Origin of the sequence: Sinomicrobium kalidii, assembly GCF_021183825.1 — a bacterium.
GTDB classification, from domain to species: Bacteria; Bacteroidota; Bacteroidia; order Flavobacteriales; family Flavobacteriaceae; genus Sinomicrobium; species Sinomicrobium kalidii.
The window spans coordinates 3,239,521-3,256,912 of sequence record NZ_CP089211.1; the positions used below are offsets into that span (position 1 = coordinate 3,239,521).

Below are 17,392 nucleotides of genomic sequence, written 5' to 3' on the forward strand. Positions count from 1 at the left end.
ATATGAGCGATTTCAGAAGATCACAGAACGAGGCACACCCCAACAAGACCAATACGCTGATGACTGCTATTATCGTGCTGCTTATCCTTTTTGTGGGGATCCAGATATGGTTTTTGTTCGGCGCACTCAACAACGCATTGCAGGGCAATATTTACTTTGCCGTGACCACATTCATAGGCTCTTTCCTTCTGGCCCTGGCTTCTTTATGGCTGTTACGCTATTTACCCGATCCATTGAAAAAATCGTCCGGGAAAAAGAAATGACCCGTTGTGTATACTGAGGGAGTTTTTTCTATAGAACAATACCATTTAGTTATAGCATATTGTTGTCTATTTTTTTAACCCCGAAAGCTCCTCCCTTCATCTGAAGGGAGGTGGGCGGACTTCAGTCCGCCCGGAGGGTTTGAAAGCCCGGACCATAGGTTAAACACAAACGTTTGAGCCTAAATCCCAATGCTTGGGCTGGGTCAAACTCCCTGTTCCCTAAAGTATAATTTATAAAAGTTTTATAAGTTTTAAAGTATAGAATAATCTGAAATTTAGTTTTGAAACAGTACAACACCATAGAAGCCTTCGTCCTCGCCGGAGGAAAAAGTATCCGTATGGGAAGCGATAAAGGGCTGACCCTTCTGAAAGGGAGGCCCATGATATCCTACATTCTGGAAACACTACAAAAAGCGGAACTGCCTGTCCGGATCATTGCCAATGACAATGCCTACGAAGTTTTTGGCTCGAAAGTTCATTCCGATATAATCTCCGGGAAAGGGCCCATGGGCGGATTGCTTACGGCCTTTGAACATACCGCCGCCGATATTGTTTTGCTGGCGGGCTGTGATATGCCGTTAGTTCCTGTTGAGGTGGTTAAATGGTTGCTCGGCCATGCAGATACTGAAAAGATCGTTGCCCCTGTTCCGGAAGGGCATATCAATCCGCTGTTTGCCTTGTATCCGTGTTCCTTCAAGCAAAAATTGAAGGAAAATATATCCTCCGGACGATTAAAGATGGCAGGTTTTGTTCTGGAAAACAAACACGTCCTGATACCCTTCCCCGGGAAGGATAGGCCCTGGTGTTTTCAAAATGTCAATGACCCCTTGCAAATCAGGGAACTGGAGGCCGGGTGGGATAGTTTTAAATAACGGGGAGAGGGTTTCCCTGTTTCTTTAATCGTCTTTATTGTTGTTAAATTTCCTCAGGTTTTGAAAAAACAACATTCCCGTTGCAACAGGAAAAAGAATACTTCCGGAAAACAACAACAGGTAATAATGTTCCGGCAGGGGCCATTGCAGCCACAGTGCCACCCCCTTGTAAAAGATCAGGAACTCCGTAATAAAGAAACCGGCCAGGTAGATCCCGATAGCCCGGCGGGAAAGCGTCCATAACCTGAAATATGAAAAGAAAGCAAACAGGGCAAGGGAAACTACCCCCAGGAATGTCCAGTGCAGGTAGCCTATGATAAACCCGGGAGTGTGGTAAGCTATCTTTGCTATTTCAGGAACCGCAGAAAAACATTGTAACAGTAACTTCACAGCAAGGAGTATGCCACTTAATTTTAAAAGAAAAACAACACTCTTTGACAATCCCGCTTTTCCATCGGAAAAGATCCGGGACGACCGGATAATATTAAAGAACACGGTATATGCCCATAACTGGATCACAGCCCCCAACAAACCGAGGACATAAAAAATATGATGAGGTTCTGTCCATAAGACGGACAGAAAAAAGCTGAGGATTATCCCCGTGTTCAACATCCGGTAAAACAGGCGGGACCGTCCGGGGTCTACAGGTGTTTTTCGGGATTCGAGTATAAAAAACAGAAAGCCGCACAGCGCCATAAGGAACCAGCCGTTGTACTGGAAGTGCAGGTAGAAATAAATGGCAATTTTATACCATACCGACGTGCTTCCCAGGGTGTTCATAATAAGCCCCAGAGCCCAGGGTCCCAGGCTGGAGACGACCATATAGTAAAGCCCCGCCTTTACACATTTAAATGAATATCTTTTGCGGTATCGTTGCGGGGTTTGACGGATAAAGAACCACGTAAAGGCATAGCTCACCAGGATAAACAGGGTGGAAAAGAAAATGGAGTAGGGGTGATAACCCCATAAGGGAAAAGTGGCCAGCATTCCGACAAGGGCCATCAGGGTTGCCCGGAAGATATTCCGGTATGTTTTGAATTGTTTGGTCTCCCGGAGAAACAGCCGGTAAATAACAGCGGTAAGCCCGATATATACCCATCCCAGAAGGGCAATATGGGAATGTGCGTGTACCATGTAGCGATAGTTGAAAGAGAAGTCCGCCAGGGGGTAAGCCCGTAACAGGACACCCAGAAGGGCGGTCATGAAAAAAAAGAAAAGGGCGATACGGGTATGGTTCTTTACGAGGCTCATAACATCATTCGGGCAATAGTTATCATGTTTTCCAGTTCGCAGAGTTCCCTGGAAGGACTGCCTGCATGCTTTGGAAAATCTCCTTTCCGGGAAACGAGTTCCCGGATTTTCACGACCTCTTTTTCAGTACGGCTTCCGGCAGTTTTTCCGGTATAGTAATTATACATGAGTTCCTGTAATTGTCTTTTAATACGCTTAACTTCATCCGGCATGATCTTCCGGCCGGTAGCACGACCGGGATTTCCGGGGATTTCCGGGAAAACGGGGAATGCAATATAGTCAATAATCGATGAGATATCCACGGCGGCTTTGTGTGCAATGACCACGGCTTCCAGAAGGGAATTCGAAGCGAGCCTGTTGGCACCGTGCAGGCCGCTGCAGGCACACTCACCGTTGGCATAGAGGTTTTTAACAGAGGTCTTACCCTGAAGGCTAATGGCAATACCACCACATTGATAATGGGCGGCCGGCATAACGGGAACAGGGGTTTTAAACAGGTCGAATCCCGTTTTCCGGCATCGGTCGGCTATGCCCGGAAAATGCCTGTGGAATTTTGTTTTGTCCAGATGACGGCAGTCCAGGTACACACGGTTCATTTTGTTTTTCCCGTATTCCGAGAAAATGGCATGGCTCACGATGTCACGGGTAGCCAGTTCTCCCCTGGGGTGATAACGGAACAGAAACCGTTCTCCTTCCGCATTGATGATATATGCCCCGAAACCCCGTACGGCTTCCGAGATCAGAAAGGCAGGATTACTTTGCCCGGCGGCGAGCGCTGTGGGGTGGAACTGGTAAAAAGCCATATTCCCGATCTCTACCCCGGCCCGGGCGGCCATGGCAACCCCGTCCCCGGTAGCGATTTCCGGGTTGGTGGTGATCCTGAATACCTGTCCGCTTCCGCCAGTGGCAAGGAAGGTGATTTTTGCATAACTGCTTTTTATTTCCCCGTTGCCCGTATCCATATACCGGATACCGTAGCATTGGTTGTTCCGGACCAACAGGTCTACGGCAAACAGCCCGGGATAAAACGTAATGTTTTTATAGCTCCCGGCCCGTCGCAACAAGGCTTGAACGATGTCAAAACCGGTCCGGTCCCTGCAATGGAGGATGCGCGGCCGGGAATGTCCGCCTTCCAGGCCGAGGTCCCATTTCCCTTCTGTGTTCCGGTCAAAAGGCACTCCCCATTGTGCCAGTTCGGCAATGCGCTCCGGGGCGGCTTCTATAATAGCCCTGACAGCATTTTTGTTGCAGTGTCCCCGACCTGCTGTAAAGGTGTCCCTTATATGTTGCTCAAAAGAATCTGCCGTGAAATCCGTTACAGCGGCGATCCCGCCTTGTGCATAACGGGTATTGGTTTCCAGGGTATCGGCTTTGGAACAGACCCGGATGGAAACTCCGGGCCGGCGTTCGGCCAGTTGTATGGCAAATGACAGCCCGGCAATACCGGAACCGAGGATAAGTACATCAACAGGTTTCATCTGGACAGGCTTAGCATTTTCCGGATGGGGAGGAGCGCTTTTTCGAGTAGTGTTTCATCCACAAATACTTCCGGTGTTTCGTCCCGCAGGCAACGGTATAGCTTTTCTACGGTATTCACTTTCATAAAGGCACATTCGCTACAGGCGCAACTGTTGTCTTCATGTGACGGAAGAGGGATAAATTGCTTGCCGGGGGATTCTTTTTCCAGTTGGTGTATGATACCTGCCTCCGTTCCTATAATGAAGGAAGTTGAATTGCTGTTCCGGATATATTCCCGTATTTGTGAGGTCGAACCTGTGAAATGTGCGATCTGTAATACGGGTGCTTCGGATTCGGGGTGTACCACGATCTTTGCTTCCGGGTTTTTGCGATATAATTGTATGAGCTTTTCCTTCGAAAAAGCCTCGTGTACGATACAGGAGCCTTCCCACAATATCATATGGCGTCCTGTGATCTTATTGAGATAATTTCCGAGGTTTTTATCCGGTGCAAAAATAAGGGGCTGGTCTTCAGGTATGGAGCGTATAATGTCTTCGGCGTTGGATGAAGTACAAACATAATCGCTCATGGCCTTTATACCGGCGCCGGTATTGATATAGCTTACCGTCTGGTGCCCGGGATACCTGGCACGGAAACGGGCAAACTCTTCGGGCTGGCAATGGTCGGCAAGCGAGCAGCCTGCGGAAAGGTCGGGAAGGAGCACTTTCTTATCCGGATTCAGGATCTTTGCAGTTTCCGCCATAAAATATACCCCGGCAAAAACAATGACAGCGGCTTCTGTCCGGGCAGCTTTACGGGCGAGGTCCAGGCTATCTCCTACAAAGTCGGCAAGGTCCTGTATGGCCTTGTCCTGGTAGCAATGGGCGAGAAGAAGCGCATTTTTGTCCTCCAGAAGCCTTTTGATCTCTTTATAATAAAAATTGTTATCCCGCATGGGTTGATTATTTTTGGTCTGGTTCAGAGGAGGATGGGGCCTTCTGTGTAATTCCGGCCCTGCATCGCACCTAAAAATCTTTTTTCTTCGCTGTTTTTCTCATTCTCCACAGAGGTAACACTATCCACAGCAACAACATCAGGGAGGAAAGGATACTTCCCGTTGAAGTGCCGAAAAATTGTTTGAAAACAGCACCTGTATATCCGAGCAATGCGGATATATCGAGCTTCAGGAGGATGAGTATGCGCGACAGGTCTATGGGGTTGAGCACCGTAGCGGCCAGGGAAAATTTTTCCAGCGGGTATTCCTGGAAGCTGGCCAGCAGCAGCAAAAAAATACCGTCATACACTACGGCCAGCAGCAACCATAACAATATGGCATAACCGAAACCCTTGATCCTGTTTTCGTTAGACAGCGCAATATTAAATGCCAGCGAAGTAAAAATAAAGGTCAGGGCCACACCTGTGATCATTAGTATGGCAAAATTCCAGATCATTGCCGAGCGGAAAAGGCCGTATGCAGCAAACGGAATACCGAGCCCGAGAACGAGACTAAGGGAAAGTGAGCCGGCGATGCCCAGGTACTGCCCGGTAAAAATGGCACTCCGCTTTAAGGGCTGGGCGAGAAGGAGGTTGGTAAATTCCCTGGAATTGTAGTGATACATCACCCCGAAAACGGTAGCGATAAGCGGTACCAGGATAATATTGACGTTCATAAGCGTTATAATGGCCCCGGAAAGATTGTTGTTGAGAAACAGCAACACCGCAGCCAGGAGCAGGTAGAACAGGAAATAGGCATAGCTCCACCTGCTGCGTACCAGGTCGAAAAAACTGTATTTGATGATTTTTAGCATGACTTACCGGGTTCAAAATTTAATGTTCAAGGTTCAAAGTTTAAAGTTGCAAATTACAGGTTACAGGTTTTTCTTGGTTTCTGGGCGGAGTTGGGGAGGTACTTTGGAGTAATAGGCTTGCAATGGCATGTTCGAGGTCTTCCTGGCCTGTTTTTGTCCTTAATTGGGAGAGGGAGCCGTTGAAATAGATCTTCCCGTCGAGCAGGAATGCTATATTTTCGGCGATTTCCTCTACGAAACTCATAATGTGGGAGGTAACGAGTATGATCTTGCCTTGTGCCTTTTCCCTGTTTATCCATTCCTTCAGGCGGATCAGGGATACGGGATCGAGCCCGGAAGAAGGTTCATCCAGGATCATTAAGGGGCTGTCGAACATAAAGGCCAGTATGAGGTTGACCTTCTGGCGGGTACCTCCGGACAGGGTGTTGAGCTTTTTATCCAGGAAAGGTTCCAGCCCGAAAAACCGGATCAGGGTCTCATCCCGTGCGGGTTTGTTCCGCAGGTCCTTGATCATTTTTATGAGTTCTTTTACTTTCAGGTTATCGGGAAAATCGGCGATCTGCGGCAGGTAATCGAGGTTTTCCCGGTACAGCACGTCCTTTTTAATATCCTTGCCGTTTATGGTTATGGTCCCCTTGTCGGGAATGGTCATTCCCAGTATGCTTTTTATCAGGGTCGTTTTCCCGGAGCCGTTGGGCCCCAGTATGGCGGTAACCCCCTTTTGATTTATTTGCAGGGAGAGGTTGTCCAGTACCTGGTTGCGACCGAAAGCCTTATTTAGATTTTGAATACTTACCATATAATTTTTTTCATTTCCGGAGCATTGTCCATCAGTCCGGGTGGTGTAAATACGGGGGTTACTTTTTCCGAAAAATCGAGCAGCCCGGTGAAAGTGCTGCGCAGCAATACAATAGCCTCGGGAATCCGGTTGGTCATATGAGAAAAGAGCTTTACCGGGCGGTAAGGCACATCGCCCGTACCGTCCCTGTTGAGATCATAGCCGTAATAATCACTCCAGTAGTTGCGGTCAAAGTTGTTTTCATTTATACGGCCGGAATACGAAAGGTCAAAAGTATTGTACAGGAAGTTGTTGCGGGAAAATGTATTGTTATAACAGGCTCCCTGGATTTTGACCGCATAACCGTTGTTTGCAAAATCGTTTTCTGTAAAGGTCATTCGTGACACCCCTTCTGCACGAATGCCCTGGGTGTTACTTTCGAAAGTGTTCCGGGTCAGTTCCGAATCCGTAATTTCTTTGAGGAGCAGACCATAGGACGAAGGCCCCCAGTTTTTCCTGAAGGTGTTATCCCGCATATTTATGAATTTTGAAAACATGACCGCAACTCCGGCACCGTTATTTTCAAAAAGGTTTTCCGTATAGGTATCGTGATTTGAAAACATAAAGTGCAGGCCGTACCGCAGGTTGTCAATGCTTTTGTTGTTCCGGATCTCTATGTTGTCCGAAAATTCCAGATAGATCCCGTCGCGTACGTTTTGTACGGTATTCCCGCTTACTTCCACATTGTTGGAATACCACAGCTGAATACCATTACCCGAATTGTATTCATTCACGGCATCGCCCTTAATGGTGTTGTTCAGTACTTTTCCCTGCCTGGCTTTTTCGAGGTAAATGCCAAAGAAAAGCCGTTCCAGCGTATTGTTACGGATATTGAAATCCTTGCTTTTCACGACCCGTATTGCGGCATAATCGGTGGTGTAGCTGGTACCCACGTTGACGAGGGTGAAACCGGCAAGGGTCACATTATCGCTTTGGATGGTAATAATTTCTCCTTTGTGCTCTCCATCGATAACAGGGTTGTCTTTTCCTGTAATGGTGAGGGGTTTGGTAATACCGATATTGTATTCCTTATACGTGCCCGCCCGGACCTCAATGGTGTCAAACGGCTTTGCTTTTTCCACGGCCCGGGCGATGGTGGAGATCTCACAGGTTTTACAGACCTCCGTTTTTTGTGCAGACAGTACGGATGTCATAAGGAAAAACACCATCGTGATATGTGAAAACAGTTTGATCATTTGCGATGAAATTTTAATGGTCCCGTTTTTCTTCTTTTTTAAAGTGTGTCACCAGCTGTTCCCAATCGTAGAGTGTTCCGTCATGATTTGCCTGTGTTTCCCGGGCCTCCAGTTTTGAATGAAACCCGGAAAGGTTGGCCCCCATAGGGCTTGATATTTCCGGACTTATCAAATAGGTGGCGTTTGTGGCATCTATAAGTTCGCCGGGGTTTTTAAAGTCATTGACCAGGTATATCGACACGGGGCGGGCCGTGTTTTCCCGGGTGTAATTGAGCAAACACTCGATAGCATCGAATTTATACACACGGCCTTTATCGGTTACGATCTGCGCGGCGTGTTGTTTGTCTACGATGGTCATATTGCAGTATTGGCAATTATCGCTTCCGTAATTGATAGGTTTGGGTTTTATCTCGCAGGAAGTAAAGAACCACATTAAAATTACTATTGAAAGTATGGGTTTCACGATACTGATCTTTAATAAAATTGAAAAAGCCATTTTGTTATTGCGCTATGTTTTTACTCTTTTTTCCTATGAAAAAGGCCACAAGGGTCAATATCATTCCTGCGAACATGAGGTAGCCCCCGGTGTGCGGCCAGGAATCCACATCGAAATTCAGCATTTTCTGATGTCCGAAAAGGGGTGGTTTGTAGGTCATGGGTCTACCATTGGGACGGGTCATTTTCATGATGGCATTCGGGTCTAAGTTGGTTCCGTAATCGTTGAGCCATAGGTTAAAATCGTACATACCCAGAATACCGAGAACAGCCATAAGGCCGAACCATCCCAAAAACCACCAATGGTTTACTTTGCCGAAGAATCCCAGCAACCCTATTACAACACCCAGTGCCGCCATAGTGCCAATAACCAGGGGGAAGACACGGAATTCCCACATTTCCCATGGTTTCGGAATGGTCTGCATTCCTATATAGTGGTTGACACCGTCGATATTTTGGATATCAAATTCTTTTACGCCTTTAATGCCACTTATATAAATATTCATCCCAAGCGGGTCGGGATATTGCGGTGCGCCCAGCATAATATTCCAGAGGGGAAATTCGAACAGCCCCAGGAGGAGGAGTGACCCCAGGATCATTAATATTCCAGCTTTTTTCATGTCTTGTCTTTTGAGAAAAGGCGGGAGCAAAACCAATCCGCTCCCGCCTTTTCGGGAAACAGTAGCAATCTTATCCTAATTCCTATCACCAGGTATGAGCATTATTCTCCGAGAGACCAGCTTAGTTTAATATCGGAATTTGCCGGTGAAACCCGCACATATCCCTGCATCTCCTGGTGCAGCGCAGAGCAGAAGTCGGTACAATAGAATGGCCATACCCCTACTTGCTCAGGTTCCCAGACCAGGGTCCTGGTTTGTCCCGGCATAATGAGCAACTCGGCGTTATTGGCACCGATCATGGCGAAACCGTGAGGTACATCAAAATCCTGTTCGTGGTTGGTGATGTGAAAGTATACTTTATCGCCAACCCTGATCCCTTCTATATTGTCCGGGGTAAAGTGGCTGCGTATCATTGACATATAAACATGAACTTCATTTCCATTACGTTCTACGCGGGTTTCGTCGCCGCCAAGCGCAGCAAATTCGTGCTTGTTGTCTTCCAGCCTGTATATTTTTTGTGATTTCGGGGCCAGTATTTCTGCGGGTATCCCGGCGGCATAATGAGGCTCTCCGTGCGTTGGAAAGTCCAGCAAGAGTTCCATTTTCTCTCCGGAGATGTCAAACAGTTGGGCCGAGTGCTCCAGTTCCGGGCCTGTAGGCAGGTACCTGTCTTTCGTGATCTTGTTCATGGCAACGGCGTATTTGCCGAAAGGTGCTGCCGAGTTTCCGCCGGGGATCATAACGTGGCCTACGGAATAATAGTTAGGTTGCCGGTCTATGACTTCGCGGGTTTCCACATTCCATTTTACCAGTTCCGAAGAGATAAAAAATGTGGTATAAGCATTTCCTTTCCCGTCAAATTCGGTATGCAGGGGGCCGAGCCCGCCGCTTTTTACCTGGCCGGCCAGAACGTCTTCGAATTTCAGGATGGGAATTCCGTAAGCGTTTCCGTCAAATTTCTCCGCTTCAATAGCTGCGATCATTTTGTCAAAGGAGTGGATGGTCAAGTCTGCCGATAGTTTTCCGTTTCCTATGATGTATTTTCCTGTCGGGTCCACATCGCACCCGTGGGGCGATTTTGGTGTGGGGAGAAGGAAAACGGCACCGGGCACTTTAGTGGGATCTACCGTTAAAACCTCTTTTTTTATAGTGCTTTTGGCGCTGTGGGTACTATGATCATACACATTATGGGCATATTCGGCGGGCATTTTTGTGCCCCCTCCGTTGTTTATGTATTCCTCGATCTTTTTCCAGTTTACGGCCGCGATGAAATCTTTGTCGTTTTGTGAAGCATTAACCTCCAGAAGTGTGTTGGCTTCTTCGGTATTATAGGTGGTAAAGAAAAACCAGCCGTGTGATTTCCCGCGCCCGGGATGTGACAGGTCATAGTCAAATCCCGGCATCATGATCTGGAATTTCAGGTTCATCCTGCCGGTCTCCGGTGCTACTTCAATAAAGGACAAAGCGCCTTTAAAATTTCCCTTGTATTCTTTTATGGAAATATCCTTTTGAGGCACAGGTACGGAAAAACGGGTGCCGGCCACTACGTATTCGGTGTTTTCAGTGACAAAAGACGAGCTGTGGTTCCCTGCGCTGTTGGGCACTTCGATTATTTCATCGGTTTCGAAGGTCTTAAGGTCAATCCTTGCAATACGCGGGGTATTGTTCCCGTTAACAAAGATCCACCTTCCGTCGAGTTTTCCATTGGTCTGTGAAATATCAGGATGGTGCAGATCGTCCCAGGGAATAAATCCGTGGGAAGTGTTCAGCATGGGTTTGGTTTCTTCCGAATACCCGTACCCGTTGGTGGGGAATTGTGAAAACACGGGAATTTCCTTAAACATTCTGCCCGACGGTAATCCGTATACGGTGAGGTTTCCGCTGTATCCTCCGGAAAAGAAGGCGTAAAATTCATCGTGTTCTCCGGGCGGGACATATACTTTTTCTGCGGCAGTAGAGGCCAGGGCCCCGCGATTGCCGTTGGGTGACTTGCTGTTATTACAACCGCTAAACATAACGGCCATTAGCGCGAATATGGGTAAACTTTTGATTGTTGGTTTCATTGTTTTTAGATTTACGATGATTTTAATTTTAAAGTGTTCTGAAATACTCCAGGATCTTTCTTGCCTCTTCTTCCGTAAGTCCCTGGTTGGCCATTGGCGATCCGTTATAGTCCATGAGCAATTGCTTTGCAATGGGATCTTCCTTGACCATGACTTCCGGGTTTAAGATCATATTCATAACCCATTCCGGGGAGCGGCGGTCCAGAACCCCCTGAGGTGCAGGACCGATGAATTTCTTATCCGGTTTATGGCACAACATACATTTGCTTTTAAACAGTTCCTTTCCTGCCCGGGCCATAGCCTGATCTACGCCAGCACCTAATGCTACGTTTTTAACCGGGCCAACACCTTTGTTGTCCAGGTCCGTTATATCCTTGGCGGCCTTATCTTCGGCAACCTGATCTTCGGCTTCGACCTTTTTTTCAGTTTTTGTTCTTTCATACGTAAACTTTTCCTTTTTTTCCGGGGTGCCGCCACATGCCGTGAGCAGAATCCCGAAGAGCAGTAACATTGTTTTTTCAATAGTACTCATGTTCCGTGTTTTTGTTTGTATAAATCGGTGTAAAGGTAGGAGGCGGGTTAGCGGGAAAATATGATTTCTGTCATATTCCCATACTTAGAACATATTTTTACAATCTTTATCATTTAAACGGGTGTACCGCAGACAAGCGTTCAGGCCCGTTGCCGGGTATTCACAGAAAAACCCTTTTTATTCCCGGGATGACTTATGTCATGTTTTACGCTTTGAGCGTCTTCTATATTTGCCGGATGTAAAACACAATAGTTTTGTTTGTCACTATCCTTTTGCTTACCGGTTTTTATGTTGCGTTTAATTATTTAAAATGCGTCTGATGAAGGTCAGAATGGGTTTATTATGTTTCTTAGCGTGTCTCTTAATCACTTCTTTTCGGGTCAGCGGGCAAAAGCTGACATTCCACAAACAGAAGGATACGATTTTAACCGTTTACCTGGATGAGGTCGTATTGATCTCCGCCGGAGGCCAATCCGGTGATCGGGGACAGGCAAAACCACTGTCTTCCATCGATGAGTATCTGACATCCGCTCAAAATGTAAATATGGTAAAACGGGGCGCTTACGCATGGGAACCCACACTCAATAGCATGTCTTCCGAACGGCTTTCCGTCACCATTGACGGCATGCGGATATTCGGTGCCTGTACGGATAGAATGGACCCCGTTACTTCTTATATCGATGTGTCCAACCTCTCCGAAGCACATATTGTATCCGGTCAGCAAGGGGCGGAGTACGGTGCCGGCATAGGCGGGGCTATCGATTTAAAACTTGATAAACCTGATTTTAGGAAAGACGGCTTTACCATAAGCCTCGAAAACGGTTTTGAGACGAACAATGAACTGAAGATTATAGGAGCCGGGGCTAATTTTTCCGAAGATCATTACTATATAGGCGGGGACATCAGCTACCGGAAAGCGGAAAATTATGTTGCGGGAGGAAGTGAAGAAATTAATTTTTCACAGTATGAAAAGTATAACATAGCCGTAAACGGGGGGTACAAGTTTAATCAGGGAAACAGGTTAACCGCCACGCTGATCTATGACGAGGCCCGTGATGTCGGGTATCCCGCCTTACCGATGGATGTATCCCTGGCCCGGGCTGTGATCACTTCTTTGGGTTATAAAGAGGAGACCGCAGGGATATTCGGCTCGTGGGAATCAAAGCTGTATTACAATACGATTACCCACGTAATGGACGATTCCCGGAGACCGGATGTGCCCGTACGAATGGATATGCCCGGTTGGAGTGATACCTACGGTTTTTATTCCCGGGCGAATTTTAAAACCGGAAATCACCGTTTTTTATTCAAGTGGGATGGTTTTTACAACAAGTCGCTCGCAGAGATGACAATGTACCCCGTTAATCCCCGGGAAGCTACGATGTTTATGCTTACCTGGCCGGATGTTCGTACACTCAACACCGGTTTGTATGCGGAAGATGTGATCCGTTTTAAAGAAAGTTCCTTAAAGATCTCGGCAAGGGTTACGGCACAGGGCGATCGTATAGCAGATGAATCCGGCCTTAACAGCTTGCGCATTTTTTATCCGGATATGAAGGTATCGCAAATGCGTTTTCTTTCCGGCATATCCACACAATATAACCGGCAACTGCGATCTTTTCAGCTCAGTTTCGGATTGGCCTATGGTACCAGGGCCCCGTCGGTGTCCGAAGCTTACGGGTTTTATCTCTTCAATAGTTCTGACAATCACGATTATGTGGGGAACCCCGGGCTGAAAAATGAACGGTCCATGGAAGTAAATGCCGGGTTTTCCATCACCAAACCCGGGTTCAGCATGGGGTTAAAAGGGAACCTCTTCAGAATGCCCGATTATATTATCGGGGAAGTAAATCCTTCATTGAGTACAATGACCATCGGTGCGGACGGCGTAAAAATGTACACCAATTTGAAATATGCGGATATCGTCAACTTGTCGTTTAACGGTGAATATAAGCTGTGGCCCGGGTTAACCTGGTCCGGCACCGTGTCCTGGCACCGCGGAACAGATAACCAAAACCGGGATTTACCCTTAATCAGTCCGCTGGCCTATCAGTCCTTCCTGAAATATCGGGCAAAAGGCTTTTACGGAGAGCTAAGTGTAAGAGGGGCGGGTAAGCAGGTCGATTTTAACCCGGAGTTCGGTGAAGATCAGACACCGGCTTATACGATATTTTCCATGGCGCTGGGAAAAACGTTCGATATGTTTGGTAACCCGCTGTATACCAGGGCCGGGATAGAAAATATATTCGACAGGCATTATTCGACCTATACCGACTGGAACAATATCCCGAGGATGGGACGCAACCTGTTTTTCAATATTTCGTACAAAATCAATTAATGACATTAAAAATTAAAAAATGAAAACAGTAAAATTTTTATCCCTTATCGCGATTTTCGTCTGTTTTATGTCCTGTTCTTCAGATGATGACGAAGTACTGAAAGACGATCCCGTAGCCGGGCTCAGCCTGGTAACATCCTTTGAGGCCAATGGGCATACGGTTGAGCTTTATTCGGAAAGCAGCAATTTCACTACGGGCTATAATGAGATCTCGGTCCGGATCAAAGAAGCTGCCTCCGACCGTTATTTTTCAAATGCAGAGATCGGCTGGATGCCGGTAATGCACATGGCGGACAAGGAACACTCCTGCCCGAAATCGGAGGTGGCACTTACGGAAAACGAAACGGTGTCCAAAGGCTTTTTGATATTCCAGATGCCCGGTAATGCCGAGGAGTACTGGAGTTTAACATTAAACTACAGGCTTGGCGGAGTGACTTATGAAGCTGACGGCCGCCTGGAAGTAAACCCGTCGCTGGACGGAAAGCAAAAGATCAGTGTTTTTAAGGGAAATGATGATGCCCGCTATGTCCTGGCGATGGTAGATCCGGAAAAGCCCGGGGTTAAGATCAATGACTTCAAGGCCGTTCTTTATAAAATGGAGGATATGATGAATTTTTCCGTAGCGGAGTACTACAAAATAACCGTAGACCCCAGAATGCCGGGAATGGATAACCACAGTTCCCCGAATAACGAAGATCTGACCTATAACGCTGCATCGCGAATGTATAGCGGGAAACTCTCACTGACCATGACCGGGTACTGGAAAATCAACCTCAAATTGCTGAATGCTGACGGTGATGTTATAAAAGGTGAAGATGTAACGGAAGAAAACCCCGAAAGCAGTTTGTATTTTGAAGTGGAGTTCTGATGCAATTAATAAAATATTCTTGATGGATTAAAAAAACGGATTGAAATAATATATGTATTATGGCCAACAAGATCATAGAAGATAGTATACAAAAATCACTTTCCTATAAAGCCTATACCGAACTGGTAAAACAACTGGCTTCCGGGAGAAAGACCACAGGACCGGAACAAACGGAGGTACATATAAATTTTACAAAACTGAATGCCAGCAGAATGCGCCGGCTCGACAAAACCCTGGTTATTCCGGAAAAGGCGATGAGGAGTTTTAAAAACATAGATAAAAAACAGACCTGGCTCGTCATCATGGAAAGCTGGTGTGCCGACGGGGCGCAGACGATTCCTGTTTTAAATAAGATCTGTGAAGTAGTTCCCGGTCTCGATCTCAGGATCGTCATGCGGGACGAAAACCCGGAGCTGATGGACCTGTTTTTAACAGACGGCACACGTTCCATACCCAAACTTATCATACTGGATAATGAACTTAATGTGGCCCATACCTGGGGGCCAAGATCGCGAACAGCGGCGAATATGGTGGCTGCCTACAAAAGTCAGAATGGAAAAATTGATGATGCTTTTAAGGAATTCCTCCAGGTATGGTATAACAAAGATAAGGGGACAGCCATTATTGAAGACCTGGTGGAATTGGCAGAAAGCAGGATGGTTGCGGGGAAATAAGGAATAATCGGATTGAGATAGTACAGCATAAAAAAAGCCCTTGCTTTCTGCACATGATATTTATCATCTTCCGGGAGCATATCAGTGCTGATATTTGCATCTTTTCCTCTAAACAAACCCTAAAGGATGATACACAATTTTCATATCCCTGTAATGGGACTGGCCTATACGATCGATACCCCGCTGCGGGTGGCTTCTTATGGAATAGATTCGGTAATTTCTATTGTAGATGACGAACTTGCGGAAAAAATGAGGGTGTTTTTCTGTGAAAAATACAGTCTGCCCTACACCCCGATCCCGACAAAAATACAGGATTACCGGGCCCGGCGAATTACGGGCTATCTCGATCTGATGGATAAACTGGTAAAGGAAAAGTTTAAAAAATTTTCCGAAGAGCTTTCCATGAACAGGCACGAACTCGAAAAGTTTGTCGCCATGCTTCCGAAGACATCGGTGATAAAGAAAAAGCTGGAAGATCTTTCTTCCGACAGGTTTTTCGGCAGGGCCGGAAAGGTCATCAGGGACTACCTGTCTCCGGGAGCCATAGATGTGAACATTATGACGAAGGTCGATAAAACGAATTACCGGGGTAAAACGGCCCTGCCTTCCCTGTATAATGATGCCCATGCGGCTTTACGGGGATTTGCCAATAGCACGCTCAATTCATCTTTAGTGCTCTCCGCCGGGATGAACCCTTCACTTTACAGCTATATGGGCACTTTCAAAGATTTCTTTCCCGACGGGGAAGGTGTGCTGAAAAAGAAAATAGTGCTGAAGGTAAGCGATTTCCGTTCGGCCATGATACAGGGGCGCTTTCTGGCCAAAAAAGGGATCTGGGTCTCCGAATACCGTGTTGAATCGGGACTCAACTGCGGGGGCCATGCCTTCGCCACAGACGGGTTGCTTTTGGGACCGATCATGGAAGAATTTGCAGAACGACGGCAGGAACTCGCAAAAACAGCCCACGAATTACTGGTAAAAGCACTGGAAGATAAAGGCATCCGTGCCCCCGAATCGCCTATGGACATCCGTATCACCGTGCAAGGGGGAGTAGGCACTTCCGAAGAGCACGAATTCCTGTTACAACACTATAAAGCGGATTCCGTAGGCTGGGGGTCACCTTTTTTACTGGTCCCCGAGGCGACTGCTACGGATAAAGCAACGCGGGAATTGCTGGCTAAGACCGGGGAGAACGAGCTGTACAGGAGTGACCTGTCGCCACTGGGGGTCCCTTTCAATACGGTAGCCGGAACGACAAACGACTATTTTAAAGAACAGCGTATAAAAACCGGCAGGGCGGGAAGCTCATGCCCTAAAAAACTTCTGGCGCTAAACCGTGAGTTCGGTGAGAAAGGTATTTGTACGGCGTCGAGAAAATACCAGGAAGTTAAGCTGGAGGAAGCGGAAGAGGAAAAGGGTAACCTGACTGTGGAAGCTCTGGGCCGCCGTCGTCAGGCAATAACCGTTAAGGCTTGTTTGTGCGTAGGCCTGGCAAACCCTGTCTACCTTGAAAAAAACATGAAAATTAAAGGGGAGCAACAAGGTGTTGTTATATGCCCGGGGCCCAACATGGCTTATTTCGATAAAGAAATTCCGCTTCGGGAAATGGTCCGGCATATTTACGGTTATACATCTGTGCTGGCCGAAAGGGACCGGCCCCATTTTTTTATTAAGGAATTGCAGCTGTACCTGGATTATCTGGTAGAAGAAATAAGAGAAGAACGCAATACGGCAGGCAAGGCAAAGATCAAACGATGGAATACCTTTAAGAATAATCTGTTGTCGGGAATTGCTTATTATGAAAACCTGTTCGCCGGGACTTCCTTTTTCGGCAAAGACCGGAAAAATATAAAAACCAGGCTGGCTGATTTCAAGGCCTGTGTAGCGGAAATTGACATCCCGGAGGCTTGATTATAACCGGGACGTGCGTATCGGTCTCCCGGTATCCGAATGGTTCTTATGATCGTTGTGCTGAAAGTTGATATACAGTACATAAGCATTTTTATTAACAATTATAATTTTAAATTGTTGATTGTTATTTTTTTAAATAGGATAAAAAAGTCCTTTTTTAAATAAATTTGTATTGGACTCATAACGAAACATCCAACCGGATTAA

Annotated in this window: 16 protein-coding genes; 6 read left to right on the forward strand and 10 right to left on the reverse strand. The window is 46.8% G+C overall.

Annotated features, from left to right (window positions below; translation table 11 throughout):
* The first annotated feature begins 2 nt into the window (after window positions 1-2).
* Window positions 3-263, forward strand: coding sequence for a DUF6755 family protein (locus tag LS482_RS13030; protein WP_233027956.1), 261 nt, complete (start codon window positions 3-5; stop codon window positions 261-263).
* 281 nt (window positions 264-544) lie between these two features.
* Window positions 545-1,135, forward strand: coding sequence for a molybdenum cofactor guanylyltransferase (gene mobA, locus LS482_RS13035; protein ID WP_233027957.1), 591 nt, complete (start codon window positions 545-547; stop codon window positions 1,133-1,135).
* Window positions 1,136-1,159: 24 nt separating this feature from the next.
* On the opposite strand, the gene LS482_RS13040 is transcribed toward mobA, so the two are convergent.
* From LS482_RS13040 to LS482_RS13085, 10 genes are all read right to left on the reverse strand, one after another.
* Entirely contained in the window at window positions 1,160-2,386 is a 1,227-nt protein-coding gene (locus LS482_RS13040) for a hypothetical protein (protein WP_233027958.1), read from the reverse strand.
* The gene (gene nadB, locus LS482_RS13045; RefSeq protein WP_233027959.1) at window positions 2,383-3,864 is read right to left on the reverse strand and encodes an L-aspartate oxidase; all 1,482 of its coding nucleotides are present in this window, start codon (window positions 3,862-3,864) and stop codon (window positions 2,383-2,385) included. The genes LS482_RS13040 and nadB overlap by 4 nt, the downstream gene beginning before the upstream one ends.
* Complete coding sequence (gene nadA, locus LS482_RS13050; protein WP_233027960.1) at window positions 3,861-4,799, reverse strand: quinolinate synthase NadA; 939 nt, start codon at window positions 4,797-4,799, stop codon at window positions 3,861-3,863. The genes nadB and nadA overlap by 4 nt, the downstream gene beginning before the upstream one ends.
* A 70-nt stretch (window positions 4,800-4,869) precedes the next feature.
* A complete protein-coding gene (locus LS482_RS13055; protein WP_233027961.1) occupies window positions 4,870-5,652 on the reverse strand; it encodes an ABC transporter permease in 783 nt (260 codons plus the stop codon).
* Window positions 5,653-5,692: 40 nt separating this feature from the next.
* Window positions 5,693-6,451 carry an ABC transporter ATP-binding protein gene (locus LS482_RS13060; RefSeq protein ID WP_233027962.1) on the reverse strand — a complete coding sequence of 253 codons (759 nt, stop codon included), beginning with the start codon at window positions 6,449-6,451 and terminating at the stop codon, window positions 5,693-5,695.
* Window positions 6,445-7,686, reverse strand: a complete 1,242-nt coding sequence (locus LS482_RS13065) for a nitrous oxide reductase family maturation protein NosD (protein ID WP_233027963.1) — start codon at window positions 7,684-7,686, stop codon at window positions 6,445-6,447. Before LS482_RS13065 ends, LS482_RS13060 begins: the two co-directional genes overlap by 7 nt.
* Before the next feature lie 13 nt (window positions 7,687-7,699).
* Entirely contained in the window at window positions 7,700-8,149 is a 450-nt protein-coding gene (locus LS482_RS13070) for a nitrous oxide reductase accessory protein NosL (protein WP_233027964.1), read from the reverse strand.
* 37 nt (window positions 8,150-8,186) lie between these two features.
* Window positions 8,187-8,801 (reverse strand): hypothetical protein, encoded by a 615-nt coding sequence (locus LS482_RS13075; protein WP_233027965.1) that lies wholly within the window; start codon window positions 8,799-8,801, stop codon window positions 8,187-8,189.
* Window positions 8,802-8,902: 101 nt separating this feature from the next.
* Complete coding sequence (gene nosZ / locus LS482_RS13080; protein ID WP_437441018.1) at window positions 8,903-10,825, reverse strand: Sec-dependent nitrous-oxide reductase; 1,923 nt, start codon at window positions 10,823-10,825, stop codon at window positions 8,903-8,905.
* A 67-nt stretch (window positions 10,826-10,892) separates the two neighbouring features.
* Window positions 10,893-11,396: a c-type cytochrome gene (locus LS482_RS13085; RefSeq protein WP_233027967.1), complete on the reverse strand. Its 504-nt coding sequence runs from the start codon at window positions 11,394-11,396 to the stop codon at window positions 10,893-10,895.
* A 319-nt stretch (window positions 11,397-11,715) separates the two neighbouring features.
* Between LS482_RS13085 and LS482_RS13090 the strand changes: the two genes are divergently transcribed.
* From LS482_RS13090 to LS482_RS13105, 4 genes are all read left to right on the forward strand, one after another.
* Window positions 11,716-13,734 carry a TonB-dependent receptor gene (locus LS482_RS13090; protein ID WP_233027968.1) on the forward strand — a complete coding sequence of 673 codons (2,019 nt, stop codon included), beginning with the start codon at window positions 11,716-11,718 and terminating at the stop codon, window positions 13,732-13,734.
* A 19-nt stretch (window positions 13,735-13,753) separates the two neighbouring features.
* Window positions 13,754-14,602: a hypothetical protein gene (locus LS482_RS13095; RefSeq protein ID WP_233027969.1), complete on the forward strand. Its 849-nt coding sequence runs from the start codon at window positions 13,754-13,756 to the stop codon at window positions 14,600-14,602.
* 59 nt (window positions 14,603-14,661) lie between these two features.
* On the forward strand, window positions 14,662-15,276 hold the full coding sequence (locus LS482_RS13100; RefSeq protein WP_233027970.1) for a thioredoxin family protein: 615 nt from the start codon (window positions 14,662-14,664) through the stop codon (window positions 15,274-15,276).
* 126 nt (window positions 15,277-15,402) lie between these two features.
* On the forward strand, window positions 15,403-17,187 hold the full coding sequence (locus LS482_RS13105; RefSeq protein WP_233027971.1) for a hypothetical protein: 1,785 nt from the start codon (window positions 15,403-15,405) through the stop codon (window positions 17,185-17,187).
* Window positions 17,188-17,392: the final 205 nt, after the last annotated feature.